Origin of the sequence: Frigidibacter sp. SD6-1, from assembly GCF_030143255.1 — a bacterium.
Lineage (GTDB): Bacteria > Pseudomonadota > Alphaproteobacteria > Rhodobacterales > Rhodobacteraceae > TMP-24.
Genome location: NZ_JARJNR010000006.1, coordinates 43,768 through 62,912 on the forward strand (window position 1 = coordinate 43,768; position 19,145 = coordinate 62,912).

At 63.6% G+C, this 19,145-nt stretch carries 14 protein-coding genes and 1 pseudogene; 6 read left to right on the forward strand and 9 right to left on the reverse strand.

What is annotated here, in order from left to right:
* Positions 1-57 precede the first annotated feature (57 nt).
* Positions 58-2,502: a tetratricopeptide repeat protein gene (locus P0645_RS12170; RefSeq protein WP_284164860.1), complete on the reverse strand. Its 2,445-nt coding sequence runs from the start codon at positions 2,500-2,502 to the stop codon at positions 58-60.
* 105 nt (positions 2,503-2,607) lie between these two features.
* Positions 2,608-3,438, reverse strand: coding sequence for a sugar transferase (locus P0645_RS12175; protein ID WP_284164861.1), 831 nt, complete (start codon positions 3,436-3,438; stop codon positions 2,608-2,610).
* 318 nt (positions 3,439-3,756) lie between these two features.
* Between P0645_RS12175 and P0645_RS12180 the strand changes: the two genes are divergently transcribed.
* Genes P0645_RS12180 through P0645_RS12190 form a run of 3 tightly spaced genes read left to right on the forward strand, consistent with a single transcriptional unit; the run spans position 3,757 to position 7,053 of the window.
* Positions 3,757-4,647, forward strand: a complete 891-nt coding sequence (locus P0645_RS12180) for an ExeA family protein (protein ID WP_284164862.1) — start codon at positions 3,757-3,759, stop codon at positions 4,645-4,647.
* On the forward strand, positions 4,644-6,179 hold the full coding sequence (locus tag P0645_RS12185) for a GumC family protein (RefSeq protein ID WP_284164863.1): 1,536 nt from the start codon (positions 4,644-4,646) through the stop codon (positions 6,177-6,179). The genes P0645_RS12180 and P0645_RS12185 overlap by 4 nt, the downstream gene beginning before the upstream one ends.
* A 37-nt stretch (positions 6,180-6,216) precedes the next feature.
* Positions 6,217-7,053 carry a CpsD/CapB family tyrosine-protein kinase gene (locus P0645_RS12190; protein ID WP_284164864.1) on the forward strand — a complete coding sequence of 279 codons (837 nt, stop codon included), beginning with the start codon at positions 6,217-6,219 and terminating at the stop codon, positions 7,051-7,053.
* Between the two features lie 93 nt (positions 7,054-7,146).
* Here the strand turns inward: P0645_RS12190 and P0645_RS12195 are convergent, their stop codons facing one another.
* Positions 7,147-7,680, reverse strand: coding sequence for a VPLPA-CTERM sorting domain-containing protein (locus P0645_RS12195; RefSeq protein ID WP_284164865.1), 534 nt, complete (start codon positions 7,678-7,680; stop codon positions 7,147-7,149).
* 529 nt (positions 7,681-8,209) lie between these two features.
* Positions 8,210-9,754: a right-handed parallel beta-helix repeat-containing protein gene (locus tag P0645_RS12200; protein WP_284164866.1), complete on the reverse strand. Its 1,545-nt coding sequence runs from the start codon at positions 9,752-9,754 to the stop codon at positions 8,210-8,212.
* Positions 9,755-10,067: 313 nt separating this feature from the next.
* Between P0645_RS12200 and P0645_RS12205 the strand changes: the two genes are divergently transcribed.
* Complete coding sequence (locus tag P0645_RS12205) at positions 10,068-10,328, forward strand: spike base protein, RCAP_Rcc01079 family (protein WP_284164867.1); 261 nt, start codon at positions 10,068-10,070, stop codon at positions 10,326-10,328.
* A 92-nt stretch (positions 10,329-10,420) separates the two neighbouring features.
* Here P0645_RS12205 and P0645_RS12210 read toward each other — a convergent pair whose 3' ends face one another.
* Positions 10,421-12,658 (reverse strand): LamG-like jellyroll fold domain-containing protein, encoded by a 2,238-nt coding sequence (locus P0645_RS12210; RefSeq protein WP_284164868.1) that lies wholly within the window; start codon positions 12,656-12,658, stop codon positions 10,421-10,423.
* A 545-nt stretch (positions 12,659-13,203) separates the two neighbouring features.
* Here P0645_RS12210 and P0645_RS12215 point away from each other — a divergent pair.
* Positions 13,204-14,577, forward strand: a complete 1,374-nt coding sequence (locus P0645_RS12215; protein WP_284164869.1) for an O-antigen ligase family protein — start codon at positions 13,204-13,206, stop codon at positions 14,575-14,577.
* 79 nt (positions 14,578-14,656) lie between these two features.
* Entirely contained in the window at positions 14,657-15,844 is a 1,188-nt protein-coding gene (locus tag P0645_RS12220; RefSeq protein WP_284164870.1) for a glycosyltransferase family 4 protein, read from the forward strand.
* Here P0645_RS12220 and trhO read toward each other — a convergent pair.
* From trhO to P0645_RS12235, 4 genes and pseudogenes are all read right to left on the reverse strand, one after another.
* Positions 15,841-16,746: an oxygen-dependent tRNA uridine(34) hydroxylase TrhO gene (trhO, locus tag P0645_RS12225; protein WP_284164871.1), complete on the reverse strand. Its 906-nt coding sequence runs from the start codon at positions 16,744-16,746 to the stop codon at positions 15,841-15,843. The two genes, P0645_RS12220 and trhO, sit on opposite strands and share 4 nt — an antisense overlap.
* A 40-nt stretch (positions 16,747-16,786) precedes the next feature.
* The gene (locus P0645_RS12230; protein ID WP_284164872.1) at positions 16,787-17,668 is read right to left on the reverse strand and encodes an NAD-dependent epimerase/dehydratase family protein; all 882 of its coding nucleotides are present in this window, start codon (positions 17,666-17,668) and stop codon (positions 16,787-16,789) included.
* A 46-nt stretch (positions 17,669-17,714) separates the two neighbouring features.
* A pseudogene (locus P0645_RS19350) lies at positions 17,715-17,777 on the reverse strand (hypothetical protein); the annotation flags it as partial.
* Between the two features lie 67 nt (positions 17,778-17,844).
* A complete protein-coding gene (locus tag P0645_RS12235) occupies positions 17,845-19,077 on the reverse strand; it encodes an Hsp70 family protein (protein ID WP_284164873.1) in 1,233 nt (410 codons plus the stop codon).
* Positions 19,078-19,145: the final 68 nt, after the last annotated feature.

The following is a 19,145-nucleotide window of genomic DNA, read 5'->3' on the forward strand; positions in this document are numbered from 1 at the left end:
GAAACGGTTCGTAAACTCGATCGCAACGTTCGTGCCCGCGCGGCAACACCTTTATGGCTAATCGGCGACAAATCCGGCAGCTTTGAGCCTTTCCAGCTCTTCTTTCGCCGAAATCACGAATTCCCGCGAATCGTCTTCCGCAACAAGCGCCAGGGCTGCGGCGAATCTTTTCGCCGCGTCGGCACTGGCGCCGGATGCCTTGTAGGCCATCGCCAGATGATATTGGACCATCGGATCGTTGGGGAGGCCGTTCGCAGCCCGTTCAAGTTCGCTGAGCGCATCGCCGTAATTGCCATTGAGATAGGCGATCCAGCCGTAGGTGTCCTGATAGGCGGGCACGTCGCTGGCGCGCAGGCGCCGCGCGATGATTTCGGCACGCCGCAAACTGTCGGCGTCCTTGCGGTAACTGGATAGGAGGCTCGCAAGGTTGTTCGCGACGATCGGGTTCGCCGAATTTTCTTGATAGAGAACCTCGTAGATGGCGATCGCGCCCTCGATATCGCCCTGACCCTCGAGGATGCCCGCCTTGGCCCAGCGCAACTCGCCCGAGGTCGGGTTGATGGTCAGCGCCTGATCCAGAAGTGTCAGCGCCTCGGCCCGGCGCGCCGGGTCGAGCGCCACCGCCCGGACCAGGGCCATCCAGATGTCGGTGCGGTCGGGCGACTGGACGAGCAGCGCGCGATATTCGTTCTCTGCCCCTTTCTGATCGCCGGTCAGCGCCAGAACCGTGGCATGGATGAACTGCACATCCCTGTTGTCGGGATCCTCGGCGAGTATCTTCGCCGCATAGGCCAGCGCCTCGGCATTGCGCCCGTTGGCCAGATGGTTGCGCAGAACCGCCACCTTCGCATCCGTACGGGTGCCTTCGGCATTGGCCAGCCGTTCCAGATAGTCAAGGGCATCGCCCGCCTTCTGCTGGCCTTCGAGGATCGAGGCCCGGAGCGCGCCGATGTCATTTGCGAGCCGCTGATCCTTCTGCGTCTCCAGCTCCCTTACAACCGTCTCGGCTCTCGGCCAGTCCTGCAGCGCGACATAGAGCTGACCGAGCGGCACCAGCAAAGCGTCATTTCCCGGCGACAGGCGCAGCGCCTCGACCAGAACGCCCTCGGCCGGCAATAGCTTGTTCTCCGAGGCGAGCAGTTGGGCGTAGCGCAAGGATTCCGCCGGCGCCCGGCCGGAGGCTTCGACCGCCTGAGCGAGCGTGTCGCGCATCAGGTCGCGCTGGCCGTCACGCTCGTAGGCCTGCGCCATCAGGGTCAGAAGCGACGCATCGCGCGGGTTCTGGTCGACCGCGTCCCTGAGGATGGCGACCGCGTCGCTGGCATCGTCATCCATGATTTGCCAGGTGGCCCTCAGCTTGATCGCCTCGACATTGCCGGAATCCTCGGACAGGACATCATCGACCAGCGCCCGGGCGCCGTCGTTGTCGCCGACCGCAAGCTTCATCCGTGCGAGCGCGACCCTGACCGAACGCGCTTCGTCGGCATCGGTCACATCGTCAAGCAGTGCCTCCATCTCGGTGATCGCGCCCTCGCGGTCACCCTGATCGAAATGGAAACCGGCACGGGCAGAGCGGAAGACTGTCGCCTGCTGGCCGCTCTCGATCAGCCGGTCAATCTCTGCAAGGGCCGCATCCGCACCGCGATATTCCCCGAGGAACCGCACCAGCGACGTCAGGTTCTGCATGTCATCGGGCACATCCGTCGCCCGCTGGCGCAGGAAGGCTTCCGCCTTGTCATATTCCTTGCGCGACAGATACCAGCGCAGCAGCGCCTCTGGCATCTCGGGAGCGTCGGGAAAGGCCTCGATCATCTCGATCAGGCCGCGCTCGACCGCCGCATTGTCCTGCAGTGCGGCATTGACCGACAGACGTTGCGCATAGAACAGCTTCTCGGTCGGCGCGACAGCGATGGCCCGGTTCAGCTCATCCAGCGCTTCAGTCAGCGACTGCCCGCGGATCAGGTCGTCGATGATGACCTTATAAAGCGTCAGATTGTCGGGGACCTTTTCGCGCAGCGCGCGCGCCGCGTCGACCGACTTGAGGATCGCCGCACTGTCGCTGCGTTCGACCGCTTGTCCGTAGGTCACGAGAAGCCGCGTCGCCTGAAGGGAAGGGTCGTCCGGGGCGACCGCAAGGGCTCGCGTGACGAATGTCTCGGCATCCGCCCATTCGCCGCTGTCGGCCGCCATCTCGGACAGCGCCTTCAGCCCTGCCACGTCATTGGGATATTGTTCGATCAGGCGCAGATACTGGCTGTAGGCCTCGCGCAGGTTGCCGCGCCCGCGCTCGGCCTCGGCATAGGCGAGACGCGCATCGTGATGTTCGCCGTTGAGCTTGAAGACATTGCGGAATTCGACGAGCGCGCGATCAATGTCGCCCGCCTGCAAATACTCGAGACCGGAATTGAAATGCCGCTCAGCCCGCTGTTCGGCCGTGTCACATGCAGCAAGAAAACCCATTGTCAGGACAAGGGCAAGGGTCAGGGACAGGCGTTGTCTCATCACGGGTTCAGCTCACCTTGCCAGCGCGACTGCCCGCGCCGAAAACACACTCAGCAGCATCACGCAAGGGCATAGCGTGCTCTGCCGGCAGATAACAGGTTTGAACTAGTACCCAGTCCCCTTCGCAACCGCGCCGAAAGTCTTCAACAGGATCATCAGATCGGTGCGGAAAGACAAGACGTGGTCATAATCATTGTCGAATTCCGCACGCTTGGCGAACGTGCAACTGTTACGGTCGGAAATCTGCCAGAGGCCGGAGATGCCCGGACGCAGGCCATAATAGGAAAGGCCGGGATAAAGCGCGCGCTGTTCCGGCATCATCGGCCGCGGCCCGACCAGGGACATGTGGCCCATCAGCACGTTCCACAGTTGCGGCAACTCATCGAGCGAGGATTTGCGCAGGAAGCGGCCAAGCATGGTGACACGCGGGTCGTACTTGAGCTTCTGCGTCGCGTCCCATTCGCGGCGTGCGTCCGGGTTTGCCGCCAGATAACCCTCAAGCCGCTTGTCCGCGCCCGCGACCATGGTCCTGAGCTTGATCATGCGGAAATTGCGTCCGCCCTTGCCAACACGGTCACTGGTATAGAACGGGTTCTCGCCATCCATCATCACGATCAGCGCAAGAAGCGTCACGACCGGCGCCACGACGACAGCCGCAGCCAACACGACGGCCACGTCCAGAAAGCGTTTGAAAAACTTGCGATAGACGCCCTGCCGCGCCGGGAGAGCGACCTGCCCCAGCGGCGCCGAGGCCGAATGAATTTCGTCGGTCATGTCATTAAACTGCATGGTCATAAAGTCGAACCGATTCCCAGCTTGGTCGAAACAATATCTTTCGCGGCCCGAGGGCCGTGGAAATTCCAAAACTTGCGGGAGAGCCCCCTCCCACGTTCCTGATACACCTTCGCCGCCACCGACAAAAGAAGATTTGGCCATGTTTAACAGGCCCCGGAGGATTCCCGCCAATACAGATGGACTTTGCCAGCGTCAGAGCGCAAAACGCCGTCGCCCGGCATGAATAGGCAGCAAAACTGAAACAATGGCGGCAGCAATGTGGCTTCTTGCGCCCGGAAGGGCCGGAAAGCCGGCAAAGATGGCCGAATCAAGCAGCGCTCGCCATATGTCCCGGCAGGCTTGCATAGGATCGCCATCAAGTTGACGAACTGGTGTGAGCAGTGAGGTGTAAGCCCTTCTGTGACCTTGCTTTGCGGGGTTACAGCGCGCAGGGTGGTTGCGGCGACGGTGGAAGAGCGGATGAACAAGGTCGTGGAGACCAGAGCAGAAGATACGGGCAGCATCGGCTTCTACATGGATTTCTTCGGATTCCGGGAAAGGCCGTTCACGCTCGTCCCCGACCCGGACTTCCTGTTCTGGTCGGCCCAGCACCGGCGTGCCTATTCCGTCCTTGAATTCGGCATCCTGTCGCGCGCGCCGATCACGCTGGTCACGGGCGGTGTCGGCTGCGGCAAGACCACCCTGTTGCGCGAGCTTCTGCGCCAGTTCGGCGCGAAGGTTACGGTCGGCCTGATCTCGAACGCGCAAGGCGGCCGGGGCGAACTGATCCAGTGGGTCCTGAACGCGCTTGGCGTGCGGTTCAACCCGGCGGTCGGATATGTGCAACTGTTCCAGCAATTGCAGGATTTCCTGATCGACGAGTATGCCGCCGGGCGCCGCGTCGTCCTGATCTTCGACGAGGCGCAGAACCTGTCGCCCGAAAGCCTTGAAGAGCTGAGGATGCTGACGAACATCAACTCGGGCAAGGACGAGGTGATCCAGCTCGTGCTGGTCGGACAACCGGAATTGCGCGACATGGTGCTGGACCCTTCCTTGCGCCAGTTGGCGCAAAGGATCGCGGCGAGTTTCCATCTGATGCCGCTCGATGAAAAGGCCGTGGGAGAACTGATCTCCTACCGGCTGCGCGCTGCGGGCGGAACCGGGGCGGAGATAACGCCCGAAGCGGCAGCCGTGATCCACAAGGCGACGCGCGGCGTGCCGCGGCTCATCAATCAATTGTGCGACATGGCATTGCTTTACGCCTGGAGTACGGACCATCATCACGTCGATGCGCAGGTCGTGCAATCTGTGCTGGATGATGGCGTGTTTTTCGCCGCGCAGATCGCGGCCGAGGAAGAGAAACGGAAATGAACTTCGATCTGTCCTTCTATTTCGCGGTTTTCCTCCGCCGGATTCACTATTTCATCATCATCACCGCCCTGGTGTCAGCCACCGCGATTGCCGCCGCGTTCCTTCTGCCCTCGGTCTACCAGGCGACCTCGCTGCTCGTGCTTGAATCCTCGACCATCCCCGGCGCGCTGGCCGCACCGACCGTACAGGCGGCCGCCCTCGAAAAGCTGCAGCTGATCGAGAACAAGCTGATGACGCGGCAGAACCTGATCGACATCGCCAACCGCCTGAATGTCTTCAAGGACATCAAGAAGATGACGCCGGACGAGGTGGTCAAGGCGATGCGTCAGGCGACCACGATCAAGAAAAGCGCCAACAAGGGCGAAGCGACGATCATGAACCTGACTTTCTCGGCCGATACCGGCAGGATTGCTGCGGCCGTGGTCAATGAATATGTCACGCAGATCCTGAAAGAGGACGTCGATCAGCGCACCAAGAGCGCCGAGGCGACCGTCGATTTCTTTGAACAGGAAGTGAAGCGGCTGAGCGCCGAGCTTGACCAGCTAAGCGCCAAGATCCTCGACTTCCAGAACAAGAATTCCGACGCGCTGCCCTCGACACTGGCCTTCCGGCTCAGCCAGCAGACGACGCTGCAAGGCAAGCTCGACACGGCGGAACAGAATATCCGCCAGTTGCAGGACCAGCGGGAGCGTCTGAAGGCGCTGTATGAATCGACGGGCCAGGTTGGCAATGCCGTGGCGCCGCAGACGCCCGAGGCCAAGCAGCTCGCCGCGCTGAACGATCAGCTGCGCCAGACGCTTGCGGTGCTGGCGCCCGACCATCCGAAGGTGAAGCTGCTGCAAGTGCAGATCGCGCAGCTCGAAGAGATCGTGAAGAACCAGACGGCACCGCCCGCCGATGCCGCGAATCCGACAGCCACGATGTTCGACGTCCAACTTGCCGACATCGATTCAAAGATCGCGTTAGAGACCCAGAACCGCGACCAGATCGCCGAACAGATGACGGCCCTGCAGGAGACGATCGACCGGACGCCCGCCAACCAGATCGCGCTTGACGCGCTGAACCGCGATTATTCGAACATCCAGCAGCAATATAACGCCGCGGTCGGCAACCTGTCGAAAGCCTCGGCCGGTGAACGGATCGAGATCCTGTCGAAGGGCGAGAAGCTTTCGGTGCTTGACGCCGCGACTGTCCCCAACCGCCCGGCCAAGCCGAACCGGCCGCTCATCGCGGTGGGCGGCATGGCGATGGGCATGTTCCTCGGGCTCGGCACCATCTTCCTGACCGAGCTTCTGAACCGCGCTGTGCGCCGCCCGAAGGATATCGTTTCGGCCTTCGGCATCACGCCCCTGGTGACGATCCCCTACATGCGCACCCCGGCCGAGACCTTGCAGCGCCGGTCGATGTTCATCGGCATGATGTTCATGGCGGTCGTCGGGATTCCGGCGATGATCTATGCGGTGCATGTATTCTACCAGCCGCTCGATATCCTTCTCGACCGGGTGGCGCGTCAATTTGGTATCCGCCTCTGACAGCAGGGCGGGCAGGTAAGAATTAGCGAGACCCACGATGGAAAAGCTCGAAGCAGCATTGGCCAAGGCCCGCGAGGCGCGAAAGTCATCTCTGGGTGACGAAGAGGTCGCGCCGCGGGCACCCCGGCAGGCAGGGACACAACAGGCCCCGCGCGGCGCTGCCGACTGGTCGGCCCTGCCGGAACTGTCGATCACCGTCGAGCAGGCCCGCGGCAGCCGACTTGCTTCGCTTCTGGGGGGCAAGGAAGCGACCCCCTACGACATGCTCAGGTCACGCACGATCCGGCTGATGAAGGACGCGGGCTGGAGGCGGCTCGCCGTGACCTCGCCCAACGCGGCTTGCGGCAAGACGACCGTGTCGCTGAACCTCGCGCTCAGCCTCGCGCGGCAGCGCGACCTGCGGGTCATGCTCATCGACCTCGACCTCAGACGGCCTGCGCTGCACAAGCTGATCGGCTATCAGCCTGCGCGGTCGTTTCACGAGGTGCTTGAGGAAAAGGCAAACGTGGCCGAAGCCTGCGTCCGTGTCGGCACGAACCTGATCATCGCCATGAATGCAACGCCCTCGCGCCACCCTGCCGAAGTCCTGCACAGCGATCGCAGCCGCGAGGTGCTGAAGGCGGTCGAGGCCGCCTGGCAACCCGACATCATGATCTTCGACATGTCACCGATGCTGGCAAGCGACGACAATGTGGGCTTCCTTGGCAATGTCGATTGCTCGCTTCTCGTGGTGGCAGCTGAAAGCACGACCCTGCCGAACATCGATGTCTGCGAGAAGGAACTGGCGCAACTGACCAATGTGCTTGGTGTTGTGCTGAACAAATGCCGCTACGAAGACCCGTCCGCAGGTTACGGTTACGAAGCCTACGAATAGATCCGTGCACGATTTCCCAGTGATGCGGAATGAAAAGGACAAAGGCCGGGCGAGAGCCCGGCCTTATCGCTATTTCACATGCTGTTGTGAGCGTCAGGCCCGTGCGCGCCGACGGAACATCGCCAGACCGCCAAGACCGCCAAGCAGCATCAGACCTGCCGCAGGCACCGGCACCGGCGCCAGTTCGATCCCGGCAAGCGCACCATCGGCATAGCCGAGGTTGTCGTTGCTGTTCAGCACGGTGAAGCGGATCACAGAGGCGTAGATCGGCTGGAAAGCCGCCGCGACGAAGCCCGCAGCGCCTGTCCCGGCCAGATCGACCGCAACGAGAGACACGGGCGCGCCGCCATCAATGGAAGCCTGGCCGATTTCGAGCGTCCCGCCCGTCCGCGCCTGGAACAGGTCGAGGAAGTAGAAGGCGCTTACCATCACCGGCGAGCTGAAGGCGACTTCGATCCATTCCTGACGCATCGGCGTCGTGGTGATCTCGTCATCGTTCAGACCGACGCCGTAGCCGTCACGCTCGAACGCGAGACCCGTGCCGGTCGGCTTGCTGTTGCCATCGAACAGTTGCGAGTTGTTCAGATAGCCGCTGCCGGTCATCGTCCAGGTAACCGCCCCATTCATGATCGATCCGGACGTACCGGTCGACGCGGCGGTAAAGTCGATAACTGCTGCGTTCGTACCAACCGCACCCAGCGCCATGACGGCGCTTGCGCACAGCCCACGAACCAAATTCTTCAAGTACATCGTGTAAACCCCACGTCTGCCATCCGCACCCTTTGCCATAGTTCTAACACATTTCATCAGGATTGGAACGATGTTTCGCCCAGATTTCGACAAAATATGCCAATGGACGGCAAGGTATAGCTTCGCCCGCTCATAGCGCGCGAATCGGAAACCGTAAGTCGTTTTGCTGGATACAGTTTCTAGAATAGTGACAAAATTGGGAGGCGCAGAGGGCGATACCTCCACGCAGCCTTGAAAAAGACCCTGCCGGGAGAGGCTGGGGCGTCTGCACTGGCGGCCGATAGCCCCGCTCCGGCTCGATCCGCACATGCTGAGGCGAATCGTGCTCCGGCACGATCCGCCACATTTCAAACACAAACCCGCCGGCATCGCTGCCGACGGATCCGTGCGAATTTTGAGGTAGGTGCTACTGGCTCTCGTAGGCACCCGCGTCGGGCGCCGTGCCCTTCGGCCGCGGTGCGCCGAGGATGTCGGAAGGCGTCTGGTACGTCGAGCTGCCCGCATTCGCCGAGAGCGCGCCAGGCATCAAGGTGAAATCCTGACCGCGATAGTCCGTGAACTCGGTCGCGATTTTTCTCACCACGACATTGTTGGACACCACGATATTGTTGGCCGCCTTGGACGTGCTCTGGATCTGGTTGGCCGCATTGTTGCCGATCACGACGTTCTTGGATTGTGTGCCGTTCTTGTGCTTGTTGACAGCGATCCAGGGATAGTTGGTCCCCTGCCCCAGCGCATTGATCACCGTATTCTGGGTGATCTTCGTGTTCAGGGCGCCCGCGATCGTGATGCCATGGTAGGCGGTCACCGAGATCACATTGTTACGGATCTGCGTGCCATCAAACATGCCGTCGAACATGCCGATGCCCTGCAGCTTGCACTTGAGCGCATTCGTGGTGGGCGCGGTCCATTCGAATATCTTGTTGTTCTCGATAACGAGGTTGTAGACTGTTCCCGCCCCGGGCTTTCCGGTCGGTCCGCGCGAGTAGGACTGCAACCCGTCTGCATGGTTGGCGTCGATCTGGAAGCAGTTCTGCACCTTGTTGCCGCGCACGAGAGAATCGTTGCCAAGCGCCCGCATCGCATCGGCCGAGAACCCGTCTACAATATTGTCGATTATCTGGTTCTGCGGCCCTTCGATATGAATGCCATGGTAGATACCCGTGACTCGGTTCCCGACCGCGATGTTGCGCGCGCCCTGAAGCAGGAAGCCCGAACGCTTGTTGGCCCTCCAGGTCGTGAGGTTCCAGGACAGATACTTCGCTGCATCCGGCACCGAGCGCACATCCATGCCATAGAAGGCAATGTCGCTCGAATTGGTGTAAGTCCGGATCAGCGGGCCGGAGCCTGCATTCGCCGACGTCGCCCAGACCTTCAGGTCCCGCATCGTCACATTCGCGGAATTGCCGATCAGGACCGAGTCGACCTGAGCCGTCTGCCCGGGCACGGGCGCGAAGGTAACCGTGCTTGAAAACTTGTAACCGCTGATGTTGATCGGGCCGTGGTAGCCCTCCATCAGGAAGACCCGGTCACCACCCTGCAGCTTGCCTGACTTGAGAAGCGCTGCGACAGACGGATAAGTCGGCCCTGCCGAAGGCGGCGCCGTCGGGCTCGTGGCGGTCGTGGCAGAGCTGGTGGTGGGGCTGGTGGTGGCCGTCTCTGTCGTCGTGCTGAACTGCGGCTCAGCGCTCGTAGGCGTCGATGTGGCCGGCTCGGTCGTCGTCGTGGGCTCTCCGACACTCACCCACTTGCCCGCAGTGTTGCCGCGCTCGTTCACGTTCAGCCTCAGGCGGCTCACCCGTTTGGTGGCCTTGAGCGAAATGGCAGCCAGCGGCGTTCCGGCAACCGGACCTGGCCTTACCGGCATGATATAATAGTCGGCGGCTGACAATGCGGTCGCGCTGACCCCGAGGGCCAGGCTGGCGAGCAGCATGGAACCAAGCAGCTTCATGTAATCGTCCTTCCGGTCGCGAGTGTATCCCCGCCATCAACAATGAATCCGAACATGGCAAAGATGCGGCGCAAATGGAGTTTGGTTATGTCAGTTCAGCCAAATCTGACGCGAATATCCTATCAATCATTAATCATTGTCCGCCATACGGACGGTAACACTATCTAAAAGTTGTAAACAGTCCCTGCGCGCGCAGCATTCCGCCGATCTTAAGACGGGTCGAAAATCATGCCGATGTTAGCCCCGTCGAGGCGCGCACATCCGTGGCGCCCGCCTAGGACGGCATTACCCGGCCACCATGACAGGATCCACTATGGACAAGTTTTCCGAATATCCGACGACGTTGACAGCCCCCGCACGCGATGCGTCGACGGTCGTTCCGCACGACACCAACGATCTGGCGCAGTTGCCGCGCGCGCTTTACATCGGCCAGGGCGGCAATGTGTCGCTCAGGATGCCGGGCGGCGGAACCGTCGTCTTCGCGAACGCCCAGGGCGGCAGTTTCCTGCCGGTGCGCGCCCTCGGCGTCAATGCCACCGGCACCACCGCCGGCGGCATAGTCGCGCTCTGGTAACCCTGTCGCCCGCAACAAACCAAGAAGCGCAGAACCGGACCCCGGTTCTGCGCTTTTCTTCGTCGGGTCTCCAGACTTGCCGTCTTGGCCTCTCAGGTCGCGTTGGAGCCAAGTTTCCAGCTGTCGCCATTCGCCACGGCCGCGGGCCCGGTGATATGCTTGATCGGTGTGGTCGCGGGCTCGGTCGCGCTGCCTGTCACTGAGTACCACATCTTCAGATATTCGATATCGCCGATAAACTGGAGCGTCGCCGACTTCCGTGCCAGGAAACCCGCCGCGCGATTGCTCAGGAAAAGTCCGTTGCCGCTCGCCGAGAAGCCGAGTGTGGAAATGACGACACCGTTCAACGATATCCGCATATTCTGGGCGACCTGATCCGTTGCACAGATCAGGTCGTACCAGACGTTGGCCTGGATACCGGCCGGAACCACGACGTTGTTGATGACTTTGACCGAAAGCCCGTCGCGCGCATTTGCGCGCAGGTTTCCGTTGTTCATGATCTCGATGTCGAACCCCAGATTGTCCTGCGCGAAGATGATCTGGGTCGTCGAGGGCAAGGACGGCAGCCGGAACCTTCCCGAAAAGGTGATCGCCGCGGTGCCGGCCGGGATATTTGTCGGCGAAACGTAATAGGGACCTGTCGCCGAGGTGGTGAACGTCGGTGTCCCGACCGGCAACGTATTGGCAAAGACCGATGTCGCAGGCAGGGGCCGAACCGGAATGCCGCTCACGCCAGCCACCCCGACATCGACGATCGGCAGGTTCTTCCAGATACCGTTCACGTGATCCTCGGGGAACTGGATCTGGCCGCTCGCCCCGCCTTCGCCGAACTGGATCGTGTCGGCCGCGGTGAAATTCCCCCCGCCGTTCTTGAAGATCCGCACCCGCCCCGCGACGATCTGCGCATTCTGCGCCGGCGCCCCGTTGACCTGAAAACCCATGACCGTCGTCCAGTGCGGGAAGGACGCGGGCAGCGCCGCCTCGGCGCGCGCAAGCCTGGTCGTGGTGATCGCGCCGGCCGAGGACCAGGCCTCGACATAGGCGCCGGTCGGTTCCCACAGGCAATTGTCGAAGACGGGCACCGCCCAGGTCGACAGGCCCGCCGCCCGCAGAACCGCATGGGCGGTCAAGCGGGCAAGGGCCTGCACCCCGTCGGTCGTGCCGCCCGCCGGATGGGCAAGGTCGGTCCAGCCGCCCGCGCCATCGTCATAGCCGTTGACGTACGTGGTCGGCTCGATGCCCAGGGGCAGGAACATCGTCGCCGACGGAAGCGCAAGCATCGCGCGCACGCTGTCGCGGACGAGCTGCTTGTTCACGAGGTTGGTGTTCGGTGCGCCTCCCGCATAGTGGGTGGCATCCTGCATGTCGGCGTCGATGTCGAAGCGGTGGGGACCGTAGATCACCCATTTCGTCTTGGTATAGTCGTAGAGTTCCCCGAACCAGTGATCGGCGTGATAGGACTGGCCGGACCCGTAGTTGATCGTCGCCGGGAAAGTCACCGCAGCGCCCGCAGTGTCCTTGCCTGAGAAGAGCGGATAGAGCGCCTGACCATAGCTCGCCGCCAGATTGCCAGGCGAGGCGTACCAGGACATGGCGGCGATGCCGACCTTCTGGCCGTCTGCGGTAGCAAAGTCGTGCAGCGCCTTGTCGGCCGACCACAGGCGGCTCGGGTCGGAATCGTCGACGAGCGCCCTTGGGTCGGTGCCGGCCACCGTCTGGAAGATGACCGCGAACTTTTCGCCCGGGCGCGCGGCGATCAGTGTCGCAGCCATTGCCGCAACCGCCGCCGTGTAGGGCTGGCTGTTCGAGATCAGAATGCGTTGCGGCGTCGATGCGGCACCGATGATGATCTGGACCGCCTCGGGGTCGCTGACCGCAGGCGCGGTCGTGCCATTGTAGAAGCTGTTGATGATCCGCTCCGGCTCCGACTGGCCCCAGATCGCGATCACATGGCCGACGCCGAAACGGTTCGCGCCCTGCGCCACCACGCCCGGCTGGTTCTTCAGCCTGACCTCGGGGCGAAACCACGAGGCGCTGCGCGGCGCGGTGATCTGGCCCGACCAGGTGCCGCCGGACGAGATCGTGCCGACATCGGCCCAGGCAGTGGTTGTCGCGCCACCGTCGTCCAGCGAAACGGCTCGCGCCTCTACCGGCTCGTCCGGGCTTCCGGTACCGCTGATGGCCAGGGTCGCGCTTGCCCCGCCGAAGGCAAAGCTGCTGTCGAACAACGTCTTGTCGCGCGTGAAGGCCGTCATCGTCACGAAACCGCTGGGTGGCCCGGCATTCTGCTGATGACGGTTCATCTGGAAGGACAGGGAAAGATTGAACATTCAGGATCCCGCTCTTTGGGGACAGGGATCCACATTCGCTCCGACCGGTCCGGAGCGGTTCGCGGCGCCTGCCCGGATGACTCGCGCCGCCATGGCGATCGGGCGCAGTACCGGTCCCGCGCATCGCGACAATCGTATTCTGGGAAGTACCACGAACAGCCCCAGAGTTGCGCCCATCGCTGAATCGACGAACGGCCCGGTCACCTTCGCTCAACACGCCAGAGGGCGCCTGCCGACGCCCGATCTGGCCGCAATTGTGATCAGGGGGCGAGAGTAAACGCCAATGTGAAACAATGGCAGCTTCATCCATGTCGGCGACACTCGCCTGTGCTAGGGAATTCCACTATCGTGCCGGAAAAGAGCTGTCGCTCGCCAGACGGAACCACCGCTTGTCGTCTACAACCACATACGCGCGCCAAGCGCCCACAGCAGTGTCAGGCACTAGGTCGCGGATCGGTGCACTCTCGGCAGGCTTGTCACCAGTCGTTTGGCTTTATCTGATTTGCGTCATCACACCGGTGGCCTTCAATATCGGCAGCGTCGCGATGACACCCCTGCGGCTTCTGCTGCTGATCATGGTGCTGCCCCTCAGCGCGCGCCTGTTCTCGGGGGAGTTTGGGCGCGTCCTGGCGGTCGATATTCTCTTCTTCGTGCATATCCTCTGGGCGACGATCGCGATAGCGGTGAACAATCCCAATCGTGTCGTGGAAAACGTCGGATCGGCGGCGGTCGAGTTTCTTGGCGGCTATCTTGTTGCGCGCGCCTATATACGGACACCCGACCAGTTCGAGAAGCTGATCAAGGCGCTCGTCCTTCTGATCATCGTCCTTCTGCCCTTCGGCCTGCCGGAACTGAAGACCGGCAAACCGGTGATCCCCACGCTGATCGAGGCATTGCCGGGCATTGGGTCAGTCGAGGACATCGACAATCCCAAGCGTATGGGGCTCGAACGCGTCCAGAATGTCTTTGCTCATCCGATTCACTATGGGCTCTTCTGTTCGGTCGCTTTCACGCTTCTCCTCCTCGGCTTTCATGGCCGTTTGAGCTTGTTCAAACGCGCTATCGGCTGCGCGATCATCTTTGCGGGCGTCTTCATTTCGCTGTCGAGCGGCGCGCTTCTCGCGGTGTTGCTGCAGGTCGGCCTCCTGACCTGGGCGCTGGCGCTCTGGCGAGTGCCCCGCAAGTGGTTGATCCTCCTGGGCCTGATGGCGCTCGGCTATGTCACGATCGATCTCCTGTCGAACCGGACACCGATGAAGGTGATCATGAGCTACGCGACCTTCTCGGCGCAAACGGCCTACTACCGCGCCGAGATCAATTCCTGGGGCATGTACAATGTCCAGCAGAACCCGATCTTCGGCCTCGGTCTCAGAAACTGGATCCGTCCGGGCTATATGCAGCGGGGCAGCGTGGACAATTTCTGGCTGGTCATGGCGATGCGGTACGGCATCCCGGGCTTCCTTATCTTGGCGATCGGCTATTTCCATGGCCTCTTCAAGGTCGGCCTCGCAAATCTCGACTTCTCCGACCGCGCCCTGCGCCTGCGGCTCGCCTGGATGATCACTTTCTGCGGCCTCAGCTTCACGCTGACCACTGTCCATGTCTGGACAGCGATGTATTCGTTCGTCTTCTTCATCTTCGGGGCGGGCATGTGCATGATCGGCTGGCGGCCCGAGGATTTCGGCTCGGACGAAGCCGCGACCGCCAGGACGGAGGCGGCACGACCGGGCCTCGCCTACAGCCGGAGGCATGCCAAGCCCGCCGAGGCGCAGCCGCGCGGCGGACCCGCCTATACGCGCGAGCCGAGCGCCAGCGGACCCAAGTCCTCACGGGATGGTACCGCGACGGTCTATTCCCGCTTCGGCGCTGGCGGGCCGGACGCAAGACCACGCTACCGGCGAGAGGCGGACGAGGAGTGAGCGCTCGGAGGGTAGACCCGGGTCGATCATTCCGCGGTGTCGGCGCGCGTCGATCGCTGTCCCGATACGGGGCGCACGCATGCTGATCCAGCCCCCGCCATCACCCGGCCCGCACACCACAAGCCCCGCCCGCATCCGGCCCGTCCGCGCCCTGATGAGCATGCCTTGCGCCGATGTGGGCGTCGGTAATACCTGCCGCTCGCTCATGCGGGCGGCGGCATCGCTCGGCCACGAGGTCGACCTCCACACGAGCCGCTCCGACGGCAGGGCCGAGGCGGGCTTTGACCTGCACAGTTTCATCACCGGCCCGTTCGCTCGCCTGCCGCATCGCCTGACCCGCCGCTTCAGCGTGCCGCGCGCGCACCGAGCCTATCTTTCGGTTCTGCGCCCGGGCGACATCGCCTATCTCTGGCCGTCGGTGCCCTGGCGCATCTTCGCCGAACTCCGCGCCCGGGACATGATCATCGTGACCGAGGCTATCAATACGCTGATGAGGCATGCCAAGCCGATCCTCGATGCCGAATACGACCGTCTGGGCCTGCCGCCCACCCACCGGATCACCGACGCCCGCATCGCCGACGAGGAGGAGCGCCTCGCGCTTACCGACGCGATCTTCAGCCCAAGCCCCGCGACCGATCGCAGTCTCTCGTCGCTCGGCGGGGCGCTGCGGATTCTGCCCGCAAGCTATGGCACCAGCCTGCCGCATACTGTGAGGCTTTGCCCGAACAAGCCCGCAGCCGCGCCGGTCCGCTTCCTGTTCGCGGGCCTCTCCTGCGTCCGCAAGGGGCTGCAAGACCTGCTGGAGGCCTGGCGCGACGTCCCCGCAAACGCCCACCTGCGCATCGTCGGCCTGCGCGGGCGCGAGCTTCAGCGCCTGTACCGCGATGTCCTTCAGATGCCCAATGTCAGCGCGTCGGGGTTCATGGCGGACATGGCCGCCGAATATGCGGCGGCCGATGTCTTCGTCCTGCCCTCGCTCGAAGAAGGCGATCCCCTGGTGACCTACGAGGCCGCCGCCGCTGGCCTGCCCATCCTTGCCTCACCTTTCGGGGCCGGTCGCATTGGCGCAGACACCGGCGCGGTCGTGACGTTCGACACGCGCGACATCGGGCAGTTGCGCGACCGCATCGCCGCATTCACCAATGATGTCGACCTGCGCCGCCACTGGGGGGAGCGCGCCTTTGCCGCCGCACAGTCCTACGGCTGGACCGATGTGGCGGAACGGCGTTTCAGCGCGCTTGGGGCAACATTCGGCGGAAGCGCCTAGCCAGGATCGGAATGCGCGCGCCCGGCCCGCGCCGCCGCCGACATCTGCCGGTGCCGCTCGCGGAAACCATCGCGCTGCGCCTCTGAATATTCCCCCGCACACTGGTGACAGGCTGCGCCTTCCTCATAGTCCGGGCGCGCCCGATCCTCCGGCGACAGCGGACGGCGGCAGGCATAGCACATCGCATGATCGCCGGGGGCGAGCCCGTGCGTTACCGACACCCGCTGATCGAAGACGAAACAGGCACCGTTCCACAGGCTTTCCGCCTTTGGCACCTCTTCGAGATATTTCAGGATGCCGCCCTTAAGGTGAAAGACATCCGCCACCCCCTCTCCCAGAAGGAAGTTCGTCGATTTCTCGCAGCGGATACCGCCGGTACAGAACATCGCGACCCTCTTTCCCTCGAACTCGGCGGCGTGGGTGCGCCACCAGTCAGGGAAGTCCCGGAAAGTGCGGATACCGGGATCAACCGCGCCCTCGAATGTGCCGATCGCCACCTCGTAGTCATTGCGCGTGTCGATGACGACCACGTCAGGCGCCGCAATCAGCGCATTCCAGTCCCCGGGCGCGACATAATTGCCGACGCGGGCCCGCGGATCGACATCCGGCTGGCCCATTGTCACGATTTCCCGCTTCAGCCGCACTTTCATCCGGCCGAAGGGCATCACCTCGGCGCGGCTTTCCTTCCACTCGATCCCGGCACAGCCCGGCAAGGCCCGGACATGCGCCAGAACCGCGTCGATCCCGTCGCGCGAGCCCGCGATGGTCCCATTGATCCCCTCGCGCGCCAGAAGAAGCGTCCCCCTGACCCCTGCCGCCTCGCAGGCGGCAAGAAGCGGCCCGCGCAGCGCGGCGGGATCGGGAAATGGCGTGAACTGGTAGAGGGCGGCAACGATGATCATGGCGCCTGCGCTTACGCCCGGCGAGCTCTCGAAGCAAGGCTCAGCATGCCGCAAGCATCCGATCTTCGGCCGCATAGTCGAACGGATCTGCCCGATAGTCGCCAAAGACCGGAAAGGCCGCCCGCCAGTCGGCCTCGTGACCGCGCATCCAGTCGAGGTAGGGCGCGAGCCTGTCGGCGGCATAGCTATCCGGCTTCCAGCCAAGTGCCCGGGCGCGCGCCGTGTCGATGATGATCGGATGTTCTGCCGACCAAGGCGTATGGCCCACATGGGCGCATTCCTCGGGCAGGTCGGAGACAGGAACAAGATCGAACCGGTGGCCGAGCATATCTCCGAGCGTCGCGGCGATCTCCGCCACGGACGGCGACGTTGCATCCGCGACGTTCAGCGCCCCTTCGAACCCGGTTGCCATACAGAGCGCCGCAAGCCGCGCGATTCCCGTAACAGAGCAGGTGTGAAAGACACTCTCGCCACCGAAGGCAATGGGTACACAGGTCCGCCCATCCAGCGCGCGCTTCACGAACCACCACTCGCGCGGATGACGGGCGCCGATGCCCCAGATGGCCGAGGGCCGCAGGATGGACACGCCCGGCCCGGCGATGGCGGCCTCCATCGCCGCCTTGCCGCGCGAATAACCTTCCCCTGGCGGCAGGATGGGTGAGGTCTCGGCAAGCGGACAGGCGAAATGCGGAAAGCCACTCGCGCCGACAGTATCGAGACAGCGGCCCTCGTCATCGCAATAGACCGAAACGGTGGAGATCACGCAGAGCCTGTCAAACCTGTCCCGCGCCTCAAGCAAAGCCTTGCCATCCGCAGCCGTCATCAGGTTGGGCGCGAAGACAGCGTCGAACGACCCTTCCTGCGCAAGAAGCGCTGCCGGGCTGGGCGAGCGGGCGGAGGCGCACCGCAAGATCAGCGTCAATCGCGCGGCCGCCGCGGGCGGCGGCAGACACATCCCAGCCGCGCCCCGACAGCTCCCGGGCCACCGCCCGACCGATCTGCCCCGACGCACCGAAGATCAAGGCGCGCATCCGTCAATCTCCTTGCAGCCGTTGCGCCCAGCATCGTCTTCCCGCACGGCGCGGTAAAGGGGCGCCCTCAGTCCTCGCCTGCCGCCAGCGCCAGCCCGCGCACCACGGCGGTGAAGACGTCCGAACGTTCGAAAGACGCGGCGGGGAACAGCGCCCGCACCTGCCGGTCGACCGCGCCAAGAAGGCTCGATCCGCCGACGAAGATCACCCGCGCCACATCCTTCTGCGCGACACCCGCCCGCTGAAGCGTTTCGCCGATGGCAAGGCCGATCTGCCAGGCGGACGGGGCCAGCACTTCGGCAAGGTCGGCGGCGGCCAGCGCGGGCTGAAGTCCCCGCTCGACCATCGACAGATCGACGATGCCCGACCCCATGTCATTCGCCGCGAGCTTCGCCGCCTCGACGGCGAAGGCGACATCATGGCCCAGCTCATCATCGATCACGCTGACGAGTCGCCCCAATCGGCGAGGGTCAACCGCCTGCCGCGCCCAGAGCCGCACCTCGCGCAGCGTGGCGGGACTGTAGAGGAAGGCGATCTTCTCCCAGCTCGCCAGATCATGGAACAGGGCCTGCGGCACGTCATGCAGGCCCGGGCCCAGTTCATTGCGCAACTGTCCGCCCATGCCGAAGAGAGGCATCACCCGCGCGAGGCTCAGCATCCGATCGAAATCGGTACCACCCAGCCGGATGCCGTGACTGGCGATGACACAAAGCCCCTGCCCCGCTGCCTCGAACAGGGTGAAATCCGACGTGCCCCCGCCGATGTCGACGATAAGGCCAAACCCGGCGCCCACACCGGTCGCCCGCGCGGCGGCTTCCGGTTCGGCCAGGAACCGGACCTCGCGAAACCCCGCCATCGCATAGCATTCGGCAAGGTCTTCGGCGGCCCGCATATTCCTTTCAGGATCGGCGCTGTGAAACCGCACCGGGCGGCCCGCGACGACGCGGTCGACCGGCCCGCCAAGCGCCGCTTCGGCACGGACCCGGACCTCGGCCAGAAATTCCGCCACGATCTCCAGAAGCGTCAGGCGGCGGTTCAGGAACTGCCGCCGCTCGCGGGCAAGCGGCGTGCCGAGGATCGACTTCAATGCGCGCATGAAGCGGCCGTCCTTGCCATCGATCATCGCGCCGACCGCCGCGCTGCCGATCAGCGTCCTGCGCGCCGCATAATCAAGAAAGATCGCGGTGGGCAGCGTCTCGCGCCCCGGCTCGAGCGGGACCAGCACCGCGCGGCCCTCGCTGAGGACCGCCGCCGCCGAGTTGGACGTGCCGAAATCCACGCCGATCGCTGCCGATGCCATGAGGTCCCCCCGCCGGAAAGGCGCCGCAGGTAGCAGATGCCCGGGCCCACCGCAACCCGGGCCCATTG

What these genes read in the sequence shown, in the direction of transcription:
- P0645_RS12200 (WP_284164866.1), bottom strand. Translation starts at nt 9,754, where the DNA reads ATGAAGCTGCTTGGTTCCATGCTGCTCGCCAGCCTGGCCCTCGGGGTC.
- P0645_RS12180 (WP_284164862.1), top strand. Translation starts at nt 3,757, where the DNA reads ATGAACAAGGTCGTGGAGACCAGAGCAGAAGATACGGGCAGCATCGGC.
- P0645_RS12170 (WP_284164860.1), bottom strand. Translation starts at nt 2,502, where the DNA reads ATGAGACAACGCCTGTCCCTGACCCTTGCCCTTGTCCTGACAATGGGT.
- P0645_RS12205 (WP_284164867.1), top strand. Translation starts at nt 10,068, where the DNA reads ATGGACAAGTTTTCCGAATATCCGACGACGTTGACAGCCCCCGCACGC.
- P0645_RS12175 (WP_284164861.1), bottom strand. Translation starts at nt 3,438, where the DNA reads ATGGCCAAATCTTCTTTTGTCGGTGGCGGCGAAGGTGTATCAGGAACG.
- P0645_RS12195 (WP_284164865.1), bottom strand. Translation starts at nt 7,680, where the DNA reads ATGAATGGGGCGGTTACCTGGACGATGACCGGCAGCGGCTATCTGAAC.
- P0645_RS12235 (WP_284164873.1), bottom strand. Translation starts at nt 19,077, where the DNA reads ATGGCATCGGCAGCGATCGGCGTGGATTTCGGCACGTCCAACTCGGCG.
- P0645_RS12215 (WP_284164869.1), top strand. Translation starts at nt 13,204, where the DNA reads ATGACACCCCTGCGGCTTCTGCTGCTGATCATGGTGCTGCCCCTCAGC.
- P0645_RS12220 (WP_284164870.1), top strand. Translation starts at nt 14,657, where the DNA reads ATGCTGATCCAGCCCCCGCCATCACCCGGCCCGCACACCACAAGCCCC.
- P0645_RS12190 (WP_284164864.1), top strand. Translation starts at nt 6,217, where the DNA reads ATGGAAAAGCTCGAAGCAGCATTGGCCAAGGCCCGCGAGGCGCGAAAG.
- P0645_RS12210 (WP_284164868.1), bottom strand. Translation starts at nt 12,658, where the DNA reads ATGTTCAATCTTTCCCTGTCCTTCCAGATGAACCGTCATCAGCAGAAT.
- trhO (WP_284164871.1), bottom strand. Translation starts at nt 16,746, where the DNA reads ATGATCATCGTTGCCGCCCTCTACCAGTTCACGCCATTTCCCGATCCC.
- P0645_RS12185 (WP_284164863.1), top strand. Translation starts at nt 4,644, where the DNA reads ATGAACTTCGATCTGTCCTTCTATTTCGCGGTTTTCCTCCGCCGGATT.